At 72.8% G+C, this 17537-nt stretch carries 16 protein-coding genes and 2 tRNA genes; 14 read left to right on the forward strand and 4 right to left on the reverse strand.

The features are described 5' to 3' along the window. Positions 1 to 486 precede the first annotated feature (486 nt). The 7 genes from ACIPK4_RS09075 (at position 487) to ACIPK4_RS09105 (ending at position 7791) form a co-directional block, all read left to right on the forward strand. Positions 487 to 1638 (forward strand): acyl-CoA dehydrogenase family protein, encoded by a 1152-nt coding sequence (locus ACIPK4_RS09075; protein ID WP_402310415.1) that lies wholly within the window; start codon positions 487 to 489, stop codon positions 1636 to 1638. Then, positions 1635 to 2594 carry a bifunctional MaoC family dehydratase N-terminal/OB-fold nucleic acid binding domain-containing protein gene (locus tag ACIPK4_RS09080; RefSeq protein WP_402310418.1) on the forward strand — a complete coding sequence of 320 codons (960 nt, stop codon included), beginning with the start codon at positions 1635 to 1637 and terminating at the stop codon, positions 2592 to 2594. The genes ACIPK4_RS09075 and ACIPK4_RS09080 overlap by 4 nt, the downstream gene beginning before the upstream one ends. Then, a complete protein-coding gene (locus tag ACIPK4_RS09085; RefSeq protein ID WP_402310421.1) occupies positions 2594 to 3643 on the forward strand; it encodes an acyl-CoA dehydrogenase family protein in 1050 nt (349 codons plus the stop codon). The genes ACIPK4_RS09080 and ACIPK4_RS09085 overlap by 1 nt, the downstream gene beginning before the upstream one ends. Then, positions 3640 to 4023, forward strand: a complete 384-nt coding sequence (locus tag ACIPK4_RS09090; protein ID WP_402310422.1) for a MaoC family dehydratase — start codon at positions 3640 to 3642, stop codon at positions 4021 to 4023. Before ACIPK4_RS09085 ends, ACIPK4_RS09090 begins: the two co-directional genes overlap by 4 nt. Further along, positions 4020 to 5186, forward strand: a complete 1167-nt coding sequence (locus ACIPK4_RS09095) for a lipid-transfer protein (protein ID WP_402310425.1) — start codon at positions 4020 to 4022, stop codon at positions 5184 to 5186. Before ACIPK4_RS09090 ends, ACIPK4_RS09095 begins: the two co-directional genes overlap by 4 nt. Positions 5187 to 5355: 169 nt before the next feature. Next, entirely contained in the window at positions 5356 to 5889 is a 534-nt protein-coding gene (locus ACIPK4_RS09100; protein ID WP_054227161.1) for a SigE family RNA polymerase sigma factor, read from the forward strand. A 252-nt stretch (positions 5890 to 6141) separates the two neighbouring features. Further along, the gene (locus ACIPK4_RS09105; RefSeq protein ID WP_402310429.1) at positions 6142 to 7791 is read left to right on the forward strand and encodes a long-chain fatty acid--CoA ligase; all 1650 of its coding nucleotides are present in this window, start codon (positions 6142 to 6144) and stop codon (positions 7789 to 7791) included. 19 nt (positions 7792 to 7810) lie between these two features. Here the strand turns inward: ACIPK4_RS09105 and ACIPK4_RS09110 are convergent, their stop codons facing one another. The 3 genes from ACIPK4_RS09110 to ACIPK4_RS09120 all read right to left on the reverse strand — a co-directional run bounded on the left by ACIPK4_RS09110 (position 7811) and on the right by ACIPK4_RS09120 (position 12403). Next, positions 7811 to 8395 carry an antibiotic biosynthesis monooxygenase gene (locus tag ACIPK4_RS09110; RefSeq protein ID WP_376192659.1) on the reverse strand — a complete coding sequence of 195 codons (585 nt, stop codon included), beginning with the start codon at positions 8393 to 8395 and terminating at the stop codon, positions 7811 to 7813. 13 nt (positions 8396 to 8408) lie between these two features. Further along, positions 8409 to 11846 carry a PAS domain-containing protein gene (locus ACIPK4_RS09115; protein ID WP_402310433.1) on the reverse strand — a complete coding sequence of 1146 codons (3438 nt, stop codon included), beginning with the start codon at positions 11844 to 11846 and terminating at the stop codon, positions 8409 to 8411. A 119-nt stretch (positions 11847 to 11965) separates the two neighbouring features. Continuing rightward, on the reverse strand, positions 11966 to 12403 hold the full coding sequence (locus ACIPK4_RS09120; protein ID WP_402310435.1) for an SSI family serine proteinase inhibitor: 438 nt from the start codon (positions 12401 to 12403) through the stop codon (positions 11966 to 11968). A gap of 245 nt (positions 12404 to 12648) precedes the next feature. On the opposite strand from ACIPK4_RS09120, the gene ACIPK4_RS09125 reads away from it, so the two are divergent. From ACIPK4_RS09125 to ACIPK4_RS09135, 3 genes are all read left to right on the forward strand, one after another. Beyond that, positions 12649 to 12739: transfer RNA gene (locus ACIPK4_RS09125), tRNA-Ser, on the forward strand. Between the two features lie 291 nt (positions 12740 to 13030). Then, positions 13031 to 13103: transfer RNA gene (locus ACIPK4_RS09130), tRNA-Arg, on the forward strand. A 351-nt stretch (positions 13104 to 13454) separates the two neighbouring features. After that, a complete protein-coding gene (locus tag ACIPK4_RS09135; RefSeq protein WP_054227156.1) occupies positions 13455 to 13820 on the forward strand; it encodes a PH domain-containing protein in 366 nt (121 codons plus the stop codon). Here the strand turns inward: ACIPK4_RS09135 and ACIPK4_RS09140 are convergent. Further along, positions 13817 to 14767 (reverse strand): SMP-30/gluconolactonase/LRE family protein, encoded by a 951-nt coding sequence (locus ACIPK4_RS09140; RefSeq protein ID WP_402310438.1) that lies wholly within the window; start codon positions 14765 to 14767, stop codon positions 13817 to 13819. The two genes, ACIPK4_RS09135 and ACIPK4_RS09140, sit on opposite strands and share 4 nt — an antisense overlap. A gap of 108 nt (positions 14768 to 14875) precedes the next feature. On the opposite strand from ACIPK4_RS09140, the gene ACIPK4_RS09145 reads away from it, so the two are divergent. The 4 genes from ACIPK4_RS09145 (at position 14876) to ACIPK4_RS09160 (ending at position 17505) form a co-directional block, all read left to right on the forward strand. Further along, on the forward strand, positions 14876 to 15310 hold the full coding sequence (locus tag ACIPK4_RS09145; protein WP_054227154.1) for an Lrp/AsnC family transcriptional regulator: 435 nt from the start codon (positions 14876 to 14878) through the stop codon (positions 15308 to 15310). Next, positions 15307 to 16188, forward strand: a complete 882-nt coding sequence (locus ACIPK4_RS09150) for a DUF2797 domain-containing protein (protein WP_402310441.1) — start codon at positions 15307 to 15309, stop codon at positions 16186 to 16188. Before ACIPK4_RS09145 ends, ACIPK4_RS09150 begins: the two co-directional genes overlap by 4 nt. A 116-nt stretch (positions 16189 to 16304) precedes the next feature. Continuing rightward, on the forward strand, positions 16305 to 16643 hold the full coding sequence (locus ACIPK4_RS09155) for an antibiotic biosynthesis monooxygenase family protein (protein ID WP_402310444.1): 339 nt from the start codon (positions 16305 to 16307) through the stop codon (positions 16641 to 16643). Continuing rightward, positions 16627 to 17505, forward strand: coding sequence for an amidohydrolase family protein (locus ACIPK4_RS09160; protein ID WP_402310447.1), 879 nt, complete (start codon positions 16627 to 16629; stop codon positions 17503 to 17505). The genes ACIPK4_RS09155 and ACIPK4_RS09160 overlap by 17 nt, the downstream gene beginning before the upstream one ends. Positions 17506 to 17537 lie beyond the last annotated feature (32 nt).

Consider the following 17537-nt stretch of genomic DNA (forward strand, 5'->3'; position numbering starts at 1 on the left):
GGCGCCGGCACCGACAGCAGTAACCGCAGCACCGACAGCAGGAACCGCAGCACCGGCAGCATCAGTGGATACGGCAGCACCATCAGCAGGCGCTTGAGCCCGGTCGGCAGGACGCGACCGAGGATCGCGCCGGAGATGAGCCCCCAGGAGCGGGGGCACGGTGGGACGACCCCGGCGGGCGCCGGGGACGCGCAGGGGGCGTGAAGCTTGGCATCGCAGGGCCGAAGACCCGGGAGACGGTGGGGTTCCCGGACGCCGCGGCCCGCTGAGGCATGTTCGGTGAACACCCCTCGCCGTCGCCCTCTTCGGCGGTGTGGCCTCGGCCGGCAACGGCGCCCTCGCGAACGACGGATCGAATGCGAGCGTCGCCGGCACCGTCGGCACCGTCGGCACCGTCGGCAGCTCCCCGCTTCGACCTTGACATCGACAGTGAATCTGACGGACAGTCAGGTTCACTCGACGATGTGATGCCGGGAGGCCAGCGCCGTGCACCTCGCCCCGACCGAAGGCCAGTTGAGGCTCCGCGCCGAACTGCGCGAGTACTTCCACGATCTGCTGCCGGACGGGCTCCCCGAGGATCCCGCCGCCCAGCGCGCCCTGCTGCGCCGCATCGGCGCAGACGGACTGCTCGGCCTGGGCTGGCCCACCGAGTACGGCGGCCAGGGACGCGGCCCCGAAGAGCAGTTCGTGTTCTTCGACGAGGCGTACCGGGCCGGAGCCCCCGTCTCGATGGTCACCCTCAACACCGTCGGCCCGACCCTGATGAAGTACGGGACCCCGGAGCAGAAGGACTATTTCCTGCCCCGGATCCTGAGCGGCGACACGGTCTTCGCCATCGGCTACTCGGAGCCCGAGGCGGGCACGGACCTGGCCTCGCTGCGCACCCGCGCCGTACGCGACGGAGCGGACTGGGTCGTCGACGGTCAGAAGATCTTCACCTCCAACGCCCAGAACGCGGACTGGATCTGGCTCGCCTGCCGCACCGACCCCGACGCCCCCAAACACAAGGGCATCTCGATCATCCTGGTCCCCACCGACGCGCCCGGCTTCGCATGGACCCCGATCGACACGGTGGGCGGCCTCACCACCACGTCGACGTACTACGACGGCCTCCGCGTGCCCGCCGGCAACCTCGTCGGCCCCGAGCACGGCGGCTGGGGGCTGATCACCAACCAGCTCAACCACGAGCGCGTCGCCCTCGCCGCCATCGGCATGCAGGCGGAGGACTTCTACGAAGAGGCCCTCCGGCACGCCCGGACCCCCGACCCGGTCACCGGCGAACGCCCCGCCGACCGGCCCTGGGTCCAGTCCCGGCTCGCCGAGGCGCACGCCCGGCTGGCCGCCGTACGCCTCCTCAACTGGCGCCTCGTCCAGGACGTCGGCGACGGCACCCTGGCCCCCGGGGACGCCAGCGGCGTGAAGTTCCTCGGCACCGAGTCCACCGTGGAGGTGTACCGGATGTGCCAGGAAGCGGTGGGTGAGGAAGCGCTCGTACGGGGGCCGGCGGCCTTCGCCGGAGGCGAGCTGGAGCGGATGAACCGGGCCGCGCAGATCAACACCTTCGGCGGCGGGGTCAGCGAGGTCCAGCGGGAGATCGTCGCCATGATGCGGCTCGGCATGAAGGGGAGGAAGCGATGACCGCCACCGCTGACCGGGCAACGGGCGAGGAGGCCGCCCGGTTCCACGCGCTGCTCAAGGCCTTCGAAGGGCGGCCCGCCGCGACCGCGGGCCAGGGCAAGGACCCGGTCAACCTGCCCATGATCCGCCACTGGTGCGAGGCGATGGGAGACACCAGCCCCGACTACACCGGCCCGGACGCCATCGCCCCGCCCACCATGCTCCAGGCCTGGACGATGGGCGGCCTCTCCGGCCACGGAGACCGCTCCTGCGCCTACGACGAGCTCCTCACCCTGCTCGACGGCGCGGGCTGCACCTCCGTGGTCGCCACCGACTGCGAACAGGAGTACCTGCGCCCGCTGCGCCCCGGTGACACGGTCACCTACGACGCCGTCATCGAGTCCGTGTCCCCGCGCAAGACGACCAAGCTGGGCACCGGCCACTTCGTGACCACCCGCATGGACGTCCGCGCGGACGGCGAGCTCGCCGGGACCCACCGCTTCCGGATCCTCAAGTACGCGCCCACCGCCCCCCGGGCGAGCAAGCCCCCGGCCCGGCGGCCCCGCCCGGTGGTCAACCGCGACAACCAGGGGTTCTGGGACGGGGTCGCGGAGCACAGGCTGCTCATCCAGCGCTGCACCGCCTGTGCGACCCTCCGCTTCCCCTGGCTGCCCGGCTGCAACAGCTGCGCGAGCCTGGACTGGGACACCGTCGAGGCCTCCGGCGCCGGCACGGTGTTCAGCTACGTCGTCATGCACCACCCGCCCTTCCCCGCGTTCACCGCGCACGAGGATCCCGCTGCCGCGGGGGGTCCCTACGCGGTCGCGCTCGTCGAACTCGCCGAGGGCGTCCGCATGGTCAGCAACATCACCGGCGTCCCGTACGACAAGGTGCGCATCGGGCTGCCCGTGCAGCTGGAGTTCCTGCGCGTCGACGAGGACCTGGAGCTGCCGGTCTTCCGGGGGAACGAGGGCTGATGGACTTCCACCCCACCGACGAGCAGGCCGAGGCGGCCGCACTCGCCGCCCGGATCTTCCGCGACCTCGCCACCCACGAGCGCCTCGCGGCGGCGGGCACCGGCAGCGACGCCGAACTGTGGAAGGCCCTCACCGCCGCCGGACTGACCGCCGCCGTGGAGGACGTCGGCCTGCTCGGCCTGGTACTGCTGCTGGAGGAACAGGGCCGCACCACCGCGCAGGTCCCGTACGCCGCCACCTGCGTGTACGGCATTCTGCCCGTCGCCGCGCACGGCAGCGCCGAACAGCGCGCCCGGCTGCTGCCGGCCCTGGGCTCCGGCGAGGCGATCGCCACCGGTGCCTTCCCGGCACGCGGCCGGATCACCGCCTCGCCGGACGGCCGGCTGACCGGGACCGCCCCCGTCGTGCCCTGGCTGAGGGACGCCACGCACGTGCTGGTCCCGGACGCCGACCGGGCCCTGTGGCTCGTACGGACGGACACGCCCGGCGTCGGGACGTCGCAGGTGGAGACCACCGCACCCTGGTCGGCGGGGAGTCTCGTCCTCGCCGGGGCCGAGGCGGAACGGCTCGGGGGCGCCGCCGCCCACGACGCGGTCCTGGCCAGCGCCCGCACCGCCTTCGCCGGGCTCCAGGCGGGGGTCTGCGCGGGCTCCCTGGCCCGCGCGGTCGAGTACACCTCCACCCGCGAGCAGTTCGGCCGACCGCTCTCCACGAACCAGGGGGTCATGCTGCGTGCGGCCGACGCTCACATGGACACCGAGGCGATCCGGGTCACCGCGTACGAGGCGGCCTGGCGGATCGACGAGGGACTCCCGGCGCGCGAGCACGCCCTGACCGCGGCCTGGTGGGCCTCGGAGGCGGGCAAGCGGGTCGTGCACGCGGGCCAGCACCTGCACGGCGGGATGGGCGCCGACCTGGACCATCCCGTCCACCGGCACTTCCTCTGGGGGCGCCAGCTGGACGCGTACCTGGGCTGCGGCAGCGAACTGCTGGCAGAGCTGGGCGCGCTCCTGTCCGATCACGCAGCACCCGAGGGGGACCAGGCATGAACGTCGGCGACACACTGGCGCCGCTGGAGATACCGGTGACCCGCACGCTGATCGTCGCGGGCGCCATCGCCTCCCGCGACTACCAGGACGTGCACCACGACGCCTCACTCGCGCGCGAGAAGGGCTCCCCGGACATCTTCATGAACATCCTGACCACCAACGGCCTGGTCGGCCGGTACATCACCGACCGCCTCGGACCCGGAGCCGTCCTGCGCAAGGTGGCCATCCGGCTCGGCGCGCCCAACTACCCGGGCGACACCATGATCCTGACCGGCACCGTGATCGCCGTCGACGGGAGCCGGGTGGAGATCCGGGTCGTCGGCGCGAACGGCATCGGGCACCACGTCACCGGTACGGTCACCGCGGAGGTGGCGGCATGAGCGTCCGGCACCGTGACACGCTCGGCGGGCGGGCCGCCATCGCCGGCATCGGCGCGACCGAGTTCTCCAAGGACTCCGGCCGCAGCGAGCTGCGGCTCGCCGTCGAGGCCGTGCACGCGGCCCTCGACGACGCCGGGCTGACCCCCGCCGACGTCGACGGCATGGTCACCTTCACGATGGACACCAGCCCCGAGATCACGGTGGCCCAGGCCGCCGGCATCGGGGACCTCTCCTTCTTCTCCCGCATCCACTACGGCGGCGGCGCGGCCTGTGCCACCGTCCAGCAGGCCGCCCTCGCCGTCGCCACCGGCGTCGCGGAGGTCGTGGTCTGCTACCGCGCCTTCAACGAGCGCTCCGGCCGGCGCTTCGGCTCAGGGGTGCAGCAGCGCGAACCCTCGGCGGAGGGCGCGGCGCTCGGCTGGTCACTGCCCTGGGGGCTGCTCACCCCGGCCTCCTGGGTGGCCATGACCGCCCAGCGCTATCTCCACGCCTACAACCTGACCCCCGAAGCCTTCGGCCATGTCGCGGTCACCGACCGCCGGCACGCCGCGAACAACCCCGCCGCGTACTTCCACGGCAAGCCCATCACCCTCGCCGACCACGCCGCCTCGCGCTGGATCGTCGAACCGCTGCGGCTGCTGGACTGCTGCCAGGAGACGGACGGCGGCCAGGCGGTCATCGTCACCAGCACCGAACGGGCCCGGGACCTGCGCCACGCGCCCGCGGTGATCACGGCGGCCGCGCAGGGCGCCGGCCGCCGCCAGGAGGCCATGACCTCCTTCTACCGCGACGACCTCACCGGGCTGCCGGAGATGGACGTGGTCGCCCGGCAGCTGTGGCGGACCAGCGGACTGCGGCCCTCCGACATCGACGTCGGCATCCTCTACGACCACTTCACCCCGTTCGTCCTGATGCAGCTGGAGGAGTTCGGCTTCTGCAAGCCCGGCGAGGCCGCCGACTTCGTCGCCGCGGACGCGCTGCCCCTCAACACCCACGGCGGCCAGCTCGGCGAGGCGTACCTGCACGGCATGAACGGCATAGCCGAGGCCGTCCGCCAGCTCCGCGGCACCTCCGTCAACCAGGTGCCGGGAGCCGCCCGGGCCCTGGTCACCGCCGGTACCGGGGTACCGACGTCCGGACTGATCCTCGGCGCCGACGGCTGAGGCCCGGGCGGGCAGGACCGGCCCCCGGCCCGCCCCGGGGGCCCGGGGTCCCCTCCGCCCCCTCCACCTTCAGGAGGTGGGGAGGACCCCACCCCTACAACCTGAGATGGACCCGGCTTCGGCACTTGCGGCCGATCCCAGGCGCAGACCGCGCTTCTAGCGTGGAGCCATGACCACGCCTGTGTGCACGCTCGCCTCGAACCCGACGCCGTACCCGTCGTTCTCGGCGTACGTCCGGACCCGCGGCACGGTCCTGATGCGCACCGCACGCTCGCTCACCGCCAACCCGTGCGATGCCGAGGACCTGCTCCAGACGGCCCTCACCAAGACCTACGTCGCCTGGGACCGCATCGAGGACCACCGAGCCCTCGACGGATACGTCCGGCGGGCCCTGGTCAACACCCGTACCTCCCAGTGGCGCAAGCGCAAGGTCGACGAGTTCGCCTGCGACGAGCTCCCGGAGCCCGAGGTCACGCCGTCCTCGGACCCCGCCGAGGCACAGGCCCTGCGCGACGCGATGTGGCGCGCGGTCACCCGCCTGCCCGACCGGCAGCGCGCCATGGTCGTCCTGCGGTACTACGAGGACCTGAGCGAGGCGCAGACCGCCGAGCTGCTCGGGGTCTCGATCGGCACGGTCAAGAGCGCCGTCTCGCGCGCACTGGTCAAGCTCCGCGAGGACCCGGAGCTCACCCCGGTCCGCTGACGGCCCCGATGTTTCACGTGAAACGTCCACCGGGTCCCGTCCTGTGCGCCGTGCACCGCCGGTCCGTCCCCGTCCTGTGCGCCGTGCACCGCCGGTCCGTCCCCGTCCTGTGCACGATGCCACCCCACGCACCCGAACAGCGATTACCTGCCGTGTTTGTACCGCCGGGTAGTGACATGCCGACCGGTATGCGCGCAGAATCGGCAGCATCCGTAGCCGCCGCAGCGCCGCAGCGCCCACCGGGAGGACGCTTTGCTGAGCACCATGCAGGACGTACCGCTCCTCGTCAGCCGCATACTTCAGCACGGCATGACGATCCACGGTAAATCCCAGGTCACGACCTGGACCGGGGAGGCCGAGCCGCACCGCCGCAGCTTCGCCGAGATCGGTACCCGCGCCACCCGCCTCGCCAACGCCCTGCGCGACGAGCTGGGCGTCCGGCAGGACGACAGGGTGGCCACCCTGATGTGGAACAACGCGGAGCACGTCGAGGCCTACTTCGCCATCCCGTCCATGGGCGCGGTCCTCCACACCCTCAACCTCCGCCTGCCTCCCGAGCAGCTGGTCTTCATCGTCAACCATGCGGTCGACCGCGTCGTGCTGGTCAACGGGACCCTGCTGCCGCTGCTGGCACCGCTGCTGCCGCACCTGCCCACCGTCGAGCACGTGGTGGTCTCCGGCATCGGAGACCGCTCCGCACTCGACGGGCTGGACGTACGCGTCCATGAGTACGAGGAGCTCCTGGCGGGCCGCTCCGACCGCTACGACTGGCCGCAGCTGGACGAACGCTCGGCCGCCGCCATGTGCTACACCTCCGGCACGACGGGCGACCCCAAGGGCGTCGTCTACTCCCACCGCTCGGTCTACCTGCACTCCATGCAGGTCAACATGACCGAGTCGATGGGCCTGACCGACCGGGACACCACCCTCATCGTCGTGCCGCAGTTCCACGTGAACGCGTGGGGCCTGCCCCACGCCACCTTCATGACCGGCATCAACATGCTGATGCCGGACCGCTTCCTCCAGCCCGCCCCGCTCGCCGAGATGATCGAGCGGGAGAAGCCCTCGCACGCCGCGGCCGTCCCCACCATCTGGCAGGGGCTGCTCGCCGAGGTCACCGCCCACCCGCGCGACCTCACCTCCATGAAGCAGGTCACCATCGGCGGCGCGGCCTGTCCGCCCTCCCTGATGGCCGCCTACGACAAGCTCGGCGTCCGCCTCTGCCACGCCTGGGGCATGACCGAGACCTCTCCGCTGGGCACCATGGCGCACCCGCCGGCCGGCCTGAGCGCCGAGGAGGAGTGGCCGTACCGGGTCACCCAGGGCCGGTTCCCCGCGGGCGTCGAGCCGCGTCTGGTGGGTCCCGCGGGCGACGTCCTGCCCTGGGACGGCGAGTCGGCCGGCGAGCTGGAGGTGCGCGGCAACTGGATCGCGGGGGCCTACTACGGCGGCGCGTCCGGCGAAGCGCTGCGCCCCGAGGACAAGTTCAGCGCGGACGGCTGGCTCAAGACCGGCGACGTCGGCGTGATCAGCCCCGACGGCTACCTCACGCTGACCGACCGCGCCAAGGACGTCATCAAGTCCGGTGGCGAGTGGATCTCCAGCGTCGAGCTGGAGAACGCGCTGATGGCGCACCCCGAGGTCGCGGAGGCGGCGGTCGTCGCCGTCCCGGACGACAAGTGGGGCGAACGCCCCCTGGCCACCGTGGTCCTCAAGGAGGGAGCGACCGTGGACCACACGGGTCTGCACGTCTTCCTCAGCCAGTCCATCGCCAAGTGGCAGCTGCCCGAGCGATGGACGTTCGTCGCGGCCGTCCCGAAGACCAGCGTCGGCAAGTTCGACAAGAAGGTGATCCGCAAGCAGTACGCGGACGGCGAGCTGATCGTCATCGAGCTCGGCTGACGCGACGGGCGGTACCCGCTCAGCCCTGGCCGGACTTCGTCAGCCAGGGCCGCAGCAGCCTGCTGACGGCCGGCATCGCCAGGTAGGTCATCAGCGTGCTGAAGACGACGGCGAAGGCGGCTGTCCGCAGGACGAAGGGCAGGTTCACCAGGTACGGCCCGAGCACCGCGTTCCCGGCGAGCGAGATCGGGAAGATGGCCAGCCCCGAGCTGATCGCCATCTTCCAGCGCGGCGGCGCGGGACGGGTCGTACCCGGCTTCGCGAACCAGGTCTCCATGCCGTGCAGTTCGCGCCGGGCTATCTCGGTGTGGTGGTGCCCGAGGCAGTTGGAGAACCACTGGGCGCGCTCGGCGGAGTCCTGCCACCGCTGGAAGGCCGCCTGGTCCCGGAAGCGGTGGACCAGGAACCACGGCCCGCCGTCCGCGGTCGGCCGGAACAGCCCGTACCCCAGGTGCCCGGGGAACGTCGCGGCCGTCTCCAGGATGCCGTGGGCCCAGGCCTCGAACGCCTCCTCGTGCCCCGGTTCCACCTGCCGGGCGATGAGCAGGTTCACCTCGCCGTTGTCGGCGGGGACGGTCTGCTCACTCGCGTCGATGATGGCCATCGGGCCAGGATGGCTAGTTCGTGCCGATCTTGGCCAGCAGGTCCACGATGCGGCCCTGGACGTCCGCCGTGGTGGACCGCTCGGCGAGGAACAGCACGCTCTCCCCAGAGGCCAGCCGCGGCAGTTCGGCCGGGTCGATCCCCGCGGTCGTGTAGACGACCAGCGGCGTCCGGTTCAGCTGCCCGTTGGCGCGCAGCCAGTCCACGATCCCGGCCCGCCGGCGCCGGACCTGCATCAGGTCCATGACGACCAGATTGGGCCGCATCCGCGTTGCCAGCTCCACCGCGTCGGTGTCCGCACCCGCCCGGGCGACCTGCAGGCCGCGCCGTTCCAGGGCGGCCGTGAGCGCCGTCGCGATCTCGTCGTGCTCCTCGATCAGCAGCACCCGGGAGGGGTGCTGCTCGCTGTCACGCGGCGCGAGCGCCTTCAGCAGGACGGCCGGATCGGCCCCGTACGCCGCCTCGCGCGTGGCGTGCCCCAGCCCGGCGGTGACCAGTACGGGCACCTCAGCGGCCATCGCGGCCTGGCGCAGGGACTGCAGGGCGGTACGGGTGATCGGCCCGGTCAGCGGGTCCACGAACAGGGCGGCGGGGAACGCGGCGATCTGCGCGTCCACCTCCTCACGGGAATGCACGATCACCGGGCGGTAGCCCCGGTCGCTGAGCGCCTGCTGGGTCTGCACGTCGGGCGCCGGCCACACCAGGAGGCGGCGCGGGTTGTCCAGCGGCTCAGGCGGAAGCTCGTCGTCGACGGGCAGCGGTACGGGCCGGTTGACGACCTCGACGGCGCCGCCCGGGCCGTCCAGCGGCTCGGGGCCCTCGTCGGCTCCCGCCTCGGGGGCTCCTATCGCGAACGCCCGGCCCTGGGGCGCGGGCTCGGCGAGGCGGCGCCGACGGCCGGAGCCGCCCGCCCCGCCCGCGCCGTTGGTGCTCGTGGAGTCGACCGAGATGCCCTGGCCGAGGGTGCCGAGGGCGCGCACGCTGAACGGCTTGGGTGCGGCCTCCTCCGGAGCGTCCTGCGGCTGCCGGGCCCCGGGCACGGCCGCCTGTCCGGCGGCCTCCTCGTCCTCGGGAGCGGTCCTGGCCGCCGGAACCGGCCAGGCCGGGGTGGCGGGCAGAGCACGCCGACGACCGGTCGGTGGTACGGGCTCCTCCGCGCCCGCCGCGGGCTGAGCGGCGGGCGCCGCGGGTCCGCCGCCGGGAGCCCCCAGCACCCGGCGGCCGCGCCGCCCGGCCGGGGCGTCGCCCGCGATCTCGTCGGGGCCCGGTGCGGCGCCCGTGGCAGGGGCAGCAGCCGGGGCAGGGTTCGCCGGGCCCTGAACCGGTGCGGGAGCCGGTGCGGGAGCCGCCGCCGGGGTCGGGCCGGCCGGCAGCGCGAAGCCGCCCTCCGGGGCGATGGGCCGTGCGGGGGCCTGGGCGGTGGCCGGGACCGGGCCGAGGCCCGTCGCGGGCACGGGGCCACCGGGCTGCGGAGCGACGGCCGGGCCCAGTGCACGCCGCCGCCCGGCGGGATGCTCGGTCACCGGCACCGGCGGCACGGGCCCCGGCGGTACGGGCGTCGCCGGGCCCGGTGCCGCGCCGGGGCCGGGCGCCGACTGCGGCACGGGCGGGAGCGCGGGCATGGCCGCGTCCTGCGGGGTCACGGGCCGGCCGGGACCGCCCTGAGCACCCTCGCCGCCGGTTCCGCTTCCGTCACCGTCCCGGCCGCGGCGGCGCCCGGTTCCCAGGCCCGCCGGATTCACCGGGGACTGCGCGAGCTCGGGTGCGCCGCCGGGAGCGTCCGCTCCCGCCTCACCCGCCCGCCGCCGCCCGGACGGCAGCGCCAGCGCGCTCCCGCCTCCGGCTCCACCGTTCGCCTTCGCCTCTTCGCCGCCGTCCTCCAGGAAGGCGTCCACTCCCCGCCGGCCCCGCCGACCGGCGGGGCCCTTGCCCGCTCCCTCGGCGGCCGACGGCTCCTCCGCGGGCTCCGGTTCCGGTTCCGGTTCCGGCAGCGTCACCGTTCCGGCCCCGGCACCGAGCGGCAGTTCCAGTACGTACGCACCGCCGGGAGCGCCCGGCACCTCCACCGTCTGCAGCACACCGCCGTGCGCGGCCACGATGCCCCGCACGATCGGCTCGTGCACCGGGTTGCCGCCCTCGTAGGGCCCGCGCACCTCGATGCGTACGACCTCGCCGCGCTGGGCGGCGGCCACGACGATCGTCGAGTCGCTGTAGCCGCTGCCCTGACGGGTCTTGCCGGTGGCGTCCACCCCGGCGACGTCCGCGACCAGGTGGGCGAGGGCGCCGGCGATCCGCTCGGCGTCCACCTCGGCCTCGATGGTCGGCGCGTGCACGGCGAACTGCACGCGGCCCGGGCCGATCAGCTCGACCGCGCCGTCGATGCCGGCCGCGACCACCCCGTCGATCAGGACCTTCTTCTTCTTGAGCTTCTCGGCGCCGGCGTCGAGCCGCTGGAAGCCGAGCACGTTGTCGACCAGCGCGGTCATCCGCGAGTACCCGGCGGCCAGGTGGTGCAGCAGCTGGTTGGCCTCGGGCCACAGCTGCCCCGCGTCGTCGGCGGCCAGCGTGGCCAGCTCCCCGCGCAGCTCCTCCAGGGGCCCGCGCAGGGACTCGCCGAGGACGGCCAGCAGCTGGGCGTGGCGCGCGGCCAGTGCGTCGTAGGGCCGCCGGTCGGTGAAGGTCATCACGGCGCCGACGAGCAGTTCCCCGTCCCGTACGGGCGACGTGGTCAGGTCGACGGAGACGGGCTGTCCGGCCTTGTTCCACAGCACCTGGCCGCGCACCCGGTGCTTGCGGCCGCTGCGCAGGGTGTCGGCGAGCGGGGACTCCTCGAAGGGGAACGGCGAACCGTCGGCGCGCGAGTGCTGGATCAGCCCGTGCAGCTCGCGGTTGCCGAGGTCGGTGGCGCGGTACCCGAGGATCTGCGCGGCGGCCGGGTTGACGAGGACGACCCGCCCGTCGGTGTCCGTGCCGACGACGCCCTCGGCGGCGGCCCGCAGGATCATCTCGGTCTGCCGCTGCGAGCGGGCCAGCTCGGCCTCGGTGTCCACGGTCTCGGAGAGGTCCCGTACGACGAGCATCAGCAGCTCGTCACCCGTGTAGGGCTGGGGCTCGCGATAGGCGTCGCGGCCGTCGAGATGGGCGGCGGTCACCTCGACGGGGAACTCCGTGCCGTCGGTGCGCCGCGCGATCATCCGCTTGGGCTTGGCCCGGCCGCCCTCGTCCTCGCCGGGCCGGCGCATGGAGCCGGGGATCAGCTTGGAGTCGAACTCCGGGAGGAGGTCCAGCACGCCGCGGCCGACGAGGCCCGTGCCGGGGCTCTCCATCACCTCGAGGGCGATCGAATTGGCGTTGACGACCGTGCCGTTGGCGTTGACGAGCAACAGCGCGTCCGGAAGGGCATCGAGTATTGCTGCGAGGCGAGCAGCGCCTCGGGATGGCCTGCTGCTCACGACGAGCTTCCTCCCTGACCACAACTACCGGCATGTCACGGGAGGAGTCTAAGGGCACCGCCCCGGCCCGAGGTGGCGGATGTTCCGCGGATCCCGTGCATCCTCTGCATCCTCCCAGGTCAGGAGCGCCCTGCCGGAAGCACAGGTTCCAGGTCGTTCCAACGGGCGATCTCGCATCCGTTGGTCCGGCGGAACGTCGCGTCCACCTTGTGGCCTTGCCACGTTCCGGTGATGTGCGCCGTGGCCGGTCCGCCGTCCTGGAAGGTGCAGATCTGCCGCTTGGAGGCGGGGGCGAAGGGGTCTTTGCCCTGCTTCGCGAAACCGTCGAGGCGGGCGCAGGCCCGCTCGGCCTCGGGGTGGTTCCCGCCGACGGGGTCGCACTGCAGCAGGTACTCGCCGTCCGCCCGCGGGTTGCCGGTGGCGGTCACGGCGATGGTGAGGCGGTCGGGTGGTGCCAGCAGCCGGCCCAGCGGCGGCAGCGGGGGCAGCGGCCCGGCGCCCGTGACCGCGGAGGCGGCCAGGGCGGAGGTGACGGCGAAGGCGGCGAGACGCAGCATGGGCACTCCAGGTCGTCCGTACGTCGTACGCCTGACCAACGACGTGCGCCCGCTGACGTTGCGTACGGGGCCGCGTGCGTGCACGCGTACGGACGGCGTGTCCGGACGGCGTGTCCGGACGGCGTGTCCGGGGCCCTTAAGGCTTTGCTCTCGCGGCGGCTGTCCTTGTACCGTGGGAGCGGATTGGTGAGCGGCCCTGTGGCTGTGTCATCATCTGCACGCACCCTCGTACGCGGGGGTGTGCTGGAGGCGTCGCCTAGTCCGGTCTATGGCGCCGCACTGCTAATGCGGTTTGGGGCTTACACCCCATCGAGGGTTCAAATCCCTCCGCCTCCGCACCTGCCGAAGCCCCGGTCCTCACGGACCGGGGCTTCCGTGCTTTCCGGGTGATCTCCCGATCCCGACTCCGCTCCGACTCCACCGCGACCGGCCCGACCCCGGCCGCATTCCTGCGGACCCTTGCGCGCCGATCCATCCGGATGACCGCGCCGATCCATCCGGATGATCTCCGTCCAGGGTGTTTCCGCAGGTCAGACCAGGTTTGGCTAATGGATTTCGCGTCCCGGCGAGGTCCATGTATTGTTGTTCTCGCAAGGCCAACGGGGCGAAAAACCCCGGGAAGCCCAAGCACTCGTAGCTTAACGGATAGAGCATCTGACTACGGATCAGAAGGTTGCAGGTTCGAATCCTGCCGAGTGCACAGCAGGCCAGAGGCCCTCAGGAGAAATCCTGAGGGCCTCTGGTGTTTCCCCGCCGTGTGGCCAGGGGACGCGCGTTCTGCGATCCGGGCGCGCCGGGCCGTACGCGTGCGCGCGCACCTGATCACCGCCCGCGGGCCCGGGGGCCGCCGGCCACTGGACGGCCCGTCAGGTGCGGGAGCCGCCGGCCTCGGGCAGCCGCCCCTGAGGCGCGTGTCCTCCTTGGTGGGGAGGGGGACCCCGGGATCGTCCGGGTCGGGGATCGGTCCCGCGGGGGACGCCCGGACGGCGCCGGCCCGGATACGGTCCCGGAGGAGGTCCGCAACGGTTCGGGCCGACGGAGGGGGACTCTCGTGGGACTGTTCGGGAACGCGCACACGGTCGACCCGGTGTCGGCGCAGCGGGACTACGCACGGCTGCTCGGGCAGGGGGAGCAGGTGCACGCCGCGTACCTGTTGATCCGGGACACGATCCTGTTCACCGACCGGCGTCTCGTGCTGATCGACAAGCAGGGGCTCACCGGCAAGAAGGTGGAGTACCACTCGGTCCCGTACCGGAGCATCACGCACTTCTCCGTGGAGACCGCCGGCCACTTCGACCTGGACGCCGAGCTCAAGATCTGGCTCTCCGGGAGTGCGGCGCCGATAGAGAAGACGTTCACCAAGGGGGTGGACATCTACGAGGTCCAGGCGATCCTGACGCAGTTCGTCGCCCGCTAGCCGATCCGCCGGGGGCACTGGCCCTGGCCGCGGCCCTGCCGGACGCGCGGGAGGCCCGTCACCGAGCGGACCAGGGAGTACAGGGACGTGGTGGCGGTGATGAAGAGGCGGTTGTTCCTGGGACCGCCGAAGGCGATGTTCGAGACGGGTTCGGGGACGCGGATGCGGCCGATGAGCGTGCCGTCCGGGGCATGGCAGTACACGCCGTTCTCCATCGCCGCGGCCCACAGGCGGCCTTCGTCGTCGAAGCGGATGTTGTCCACTCCGGGGCACTGCGTGAAGACGCGGTCGTCCGTCAGGGTGCCGTCCGCGCCGACTGCGAACGCGCGGATGTGGCCCGCCCGGGTGTCCGCCGCGTAGAGCTCGCTCTCGTCGGGAGAGAAGACCACGCCGTTCGGGCCGAGGAACCCGCCCGCGGCGAGGCGCACCTCGCCGGTCGTGGGGTCGGCGCGGTAGAGGTTGCAGGCGCCGATCTCGCCCGGTGCGCGGCGGCCCTCGTAGTCGCTGGTGATGCCGAAGTCCGGGTCGGTGAACCAGACGGAGCCGTCCGAGTGCACCACCGCGTCGTTCGGGCTGTTGAGCCGTTTGCCGTCGAAGCGGTCGGCGATGACCGTGAGGGTGCCGTCCGGCTCGGTGCGGGTGACGCGCCGGTTGCCCTGCTCGCAGGTGATCAGGCGGCCTTCGCGGTCCAGGGTGTTGCCGTTCGGATGGCCGGCCGGGGAGCGGAAGACGCAGACGGCGCCGGTCTCCTCGTCCCAGCGCAGCATCCGGTCGTTGGGGATGTCGCTCCACACGAGCTGCCGCCAGGCCGGCAGGTACAGCGGGCCCTCCGCCCAGCGGCAGTCGTCGTAGAGGCGTTCGAGCCGCATGTCGCCGTTGGCGCAGCGCCCCGTGCGGAATCGTTCGTCCAGGACCTCGTACAGGCTGAGATCGGCTATGGCTGACATTCTTCCCCCTGAAAGGCTGTGTGCCGAATGGCGTTCGGTCTCGTGGTGAGATTGCAGGATCCTGTACCGTCAGCGCAAGAGATTCCAGGGGATGGGGAGGAAGATCGCGTGGACGACATCGACCGGGCGCTCGTCCTGCGCTTGCAGCAGGACGCGGGTCAGTCCTACGCCGCCCTCGGCGCCGCCGTGGGGCTCTCGGCCGGGGCCACCCACGAGCGGGTGCGCAAGCTGCGCGAGCGCGGGGTCATCCGGCGCACGACGGTCGAGGTGGACCCCGCGGCCGTCGGGAGCGGGGTGCTCGCGTACGTGATGGTCGACTCCAACGCCTGGATGGGGGACTCCGGCGCGGCCTTCGAGGCGATCGCGGAGATCCAGGAGGCGCACGTCATCGCGGGGAGCGCCTCCGTCCTGGTGAAGGTGCGCACGGCATCGACCGGACAGCTCCAGGACGTCCTGCGCCGCCTCTACGCCATCGACGGAGTCAGCGGTACGCACGCCACCGTCGTGCTGGACACCTTCTTCGAGCGGCCGCTCCCGCTGTGACCTGGTGGTGCACCGGAATCCGGTGGAGCGACGGCCACCCGGCCATCGGGTGGTGCGCCGAAGGCCGCGGTGAGCGCAGCAGCCCCCTCGCGTACGGGCAGCGGCTGGCCTTCGCGGCCCGGGGGGAACGGCGCTGCCTCGGGGTGTGGCGGGCCGGGCGGCGGACCCCGTGCCCCACGGCCGCCACCGTGCCGGGCAGGGCCGGCAACGCGCAGTGCCCCGAGTGCGCCCGCCTGGACCGGTCGTTCTCGGTGGCCGCCGACACCAACGCCGCCGATCCGCGCACCTACCGCGTCTACCTGGCCTGGTTCGGCCCCGGCATGGTCAAGGTCGGCATCACGGCCGAGGAGCGCGGCCCCGCCCGGCTGCTGGAGCAGGGGGCGGTGACCTGGACCTGGCTGGGGCGGGGGCCGCTGATGGCCACCCGCCGCACCGAGGAGCTGCTGCGGGCCGCGCTGGGGGTGCCGGACCGGATCGCGTACGCCCGCAAGCGCGCGGTACGGGGGCACCTGCCGGCCGCGGCGGACCGGGCCGGGGAGGTCGCCGAGCTGCACGCCCGGGCCGCTGCCCTGGCCGGCTGGCCGGAGTCGCTGGAGCGAATGGTGTGCGAAATCGCCGATCACGCCGGGCCGTTCGGGCTGGACGGCCTGCCGACTCCCGCCAGGGTGATCACCGAGATGATCCCCGGCGGAGCCGTCGTGGGCCGGCTGGCCGGTGCAGCCGGGCCGGACCTGCACTTCGCGGACGGTCTCGTGGTGGACACCCGGCTGCTCGCCGGCTGGGAACTCGTCGCCCCGGACGCGGGAGCCGCGAGCGCGGTGCCCGTCGCCGAGTTGTCACCGCCGGCCGTCCCCGGCGCCCAGGACGGGCTGTTCTGACCGCTGCCGCAAGGTGGGCGCCGCCCTGCGGTCCAAGGTCAAATCTTGGATCCCTTTGGGCTCCGGGGCCGCTTTCCGGTGGACATGCCGGGGGGCCGCCGCGGAGGGTGGTGGGCATGACCATCCAGCCCGTCCCCGCCTTCGAACCGCCTTATGTGATGGCGGTCTTCAGCAATGTCCGCACTCCCGACGACACCGGCTACCCGGAGACGCTCGACCGGATGAAGGAGATCGTGCACGCGAATCCGGGCTTCCTCGGCTACGAGTCCGCCCGCACTCCCGGCGGCCTCGGCATCACCGTCGCCTACTTCCGCGACCAGGAGTCCCTCACCCGGTGGCGGCAGGACCTGGAGCACCAGGCGGCCATGAAGCAGGGGCGCGCCGACTGGTACGAGAGCTACACCCTGCACGTCGCGACCGTCGAGCGGAGCCACGGCTTTGCCCGCAACGGCTGACGCGGTCCGCGCCTTCCGGGAGCGGCTCGGGGTGCCCGGACTGGTCGACGTCCACACGCACTTCATGCCCGAGCGGGTCCTGGACAAGGTGTGGGACTACTTCGACGCGGTCGGACCGCTGACCGGCGTCGCCTGGCCCATCACCTACCGGCACGAGGAGGAGCAGCGGGTCGCGCTCCTGCGGGAGTTCGGGGTCCGGGCCTTCACCTCCATGCTCTATCCGCACAAGCCGGAGATGGCCGCCTGGCTCAACTCCTGGTCCACCGACTTCGCGGCCCGGACCCCCGACTGCCTGCACACGGCGACCTTCTTCCCCGAGGACGGCGCCCCGGAGTACGTCCGGCAGGCCGTCGAGGCCGGCGCCCGGGTCTTCAAGGCGCACCTCCAGGTCGGCGCGTACGACCCGAACGACGAACGGCTCGACGCCGTCTGGGGACTGCTCGCCGACGCGGACATCCCCACCGTGATCCACTGCGGGTCGGGTCCGGTGGCGGCCAAGTACACCGGACCCGGGCCGATCGCCCGGCTGCTGGCCCGCCACCCCCGGCTGCCCTTGATCGTCGCGCACATGGGCATGCCGGAGTACGCCGACTTCCTGGACCTCGCCGAGCGCCACGCCGCGGTGCGCCTGGACACCACCATGGCCTTCACCGACTTCTCCGAGCGACTGGGCGGATTCCCGCCCGGCGAGCTGGGACGGCTCGCGGACCTTGGTGACCGCATCCTGCTCGGCACCGACTTCCCGAACATCCCCTACCCGTACGAGCACCAGCTGGAGGCCCTGGAGCGGCTCGGCCTCGGCGACGACTGGCTGCGCGCGGTCTGCCACGACAACGGCGCCCGGCTGTTCCGCCTCGACTGAGCGGGCCGCCCGGGGGCTCCCCGGGCCCCTCC

It is taken from the genome of Streptomyces sp. NPDC086989 (assembly GCF_044745505.1).
Lineage (GTDB): Bacteria > Actinomycetota > Actinomycetes > Streptomycetales > Streptomycetaceae > Streptomyces.

Excerpts from the sequence above, each read along its gene's own strand:
- ACIPK4_RS09080 (WP_402310418.1), top strand. The coding sequence starts at position 1,635 with ATGACCGCCACCGCTGACCGGGCAACGGGCGAGGAGGCCGCCCGGTTC.
- ACIPK4_RS09085 (WP_402310421.1), top strand. The coding sequence starts at position 2,594 with ATGGACTTCCACCCCACCGACGAGCAGGCCGAGGCGGCCGCACTCGCC.
- ACIPK4_RS09090 (WP_402310422.1), top strand. The coding sequence starts at position 3,640 with ATGAACGTCGGCGACACACTGGCGCCGCTGGAGATACCGGTGACCCGC.
- ACIPK4_RS09095 (WP_402310425.1), top strand. The coding sequence starts at position 4,020 with ATGAGCGTCCGGCACCGTGACACGCTCGGCGGGCGGGCCGCCATCGCC.
- ACIPK4_RS09100 (WP_054227161.1), top strand. The coding sequence starts at position 5,356 with ATGACCACGCCTGTGTGCACGCTCGCCTCGAACCCGACGCCGTACCCG.
- ACIPK4_RS09110 (WP_376192659.1), bottom strand. The coding sequence starts at position 8,395 with ATGGCCATCATCGACGCGAGTGAGCAGACCGTCCCCGCCGACAACGGC.
- ACIPK4_RS09120 (WP_402310435.1), bottom strand. The coding sequence starts at position 12,403 with ATGCTGCGTCTCGCCGCCTTCGCCGTCACCTCCGCCCTGGCCGCCTCC.
- ACIPK4_RS09140 (WP_402310438.1), bottom strand. The coding sequence starts at position 14,767 with ATGTCAGCCATAGCCGATCTCAGCCTGTACGAGGTCCTGGACGAACGA.
- ACIPK4_RS09155 (WP_402310444.1), top strand. The coding sequence starts at position 16,305 with ATGACCATCCAGCCCGTCCCCGCCTTCGAACCGCCTTATGTGATGGCG.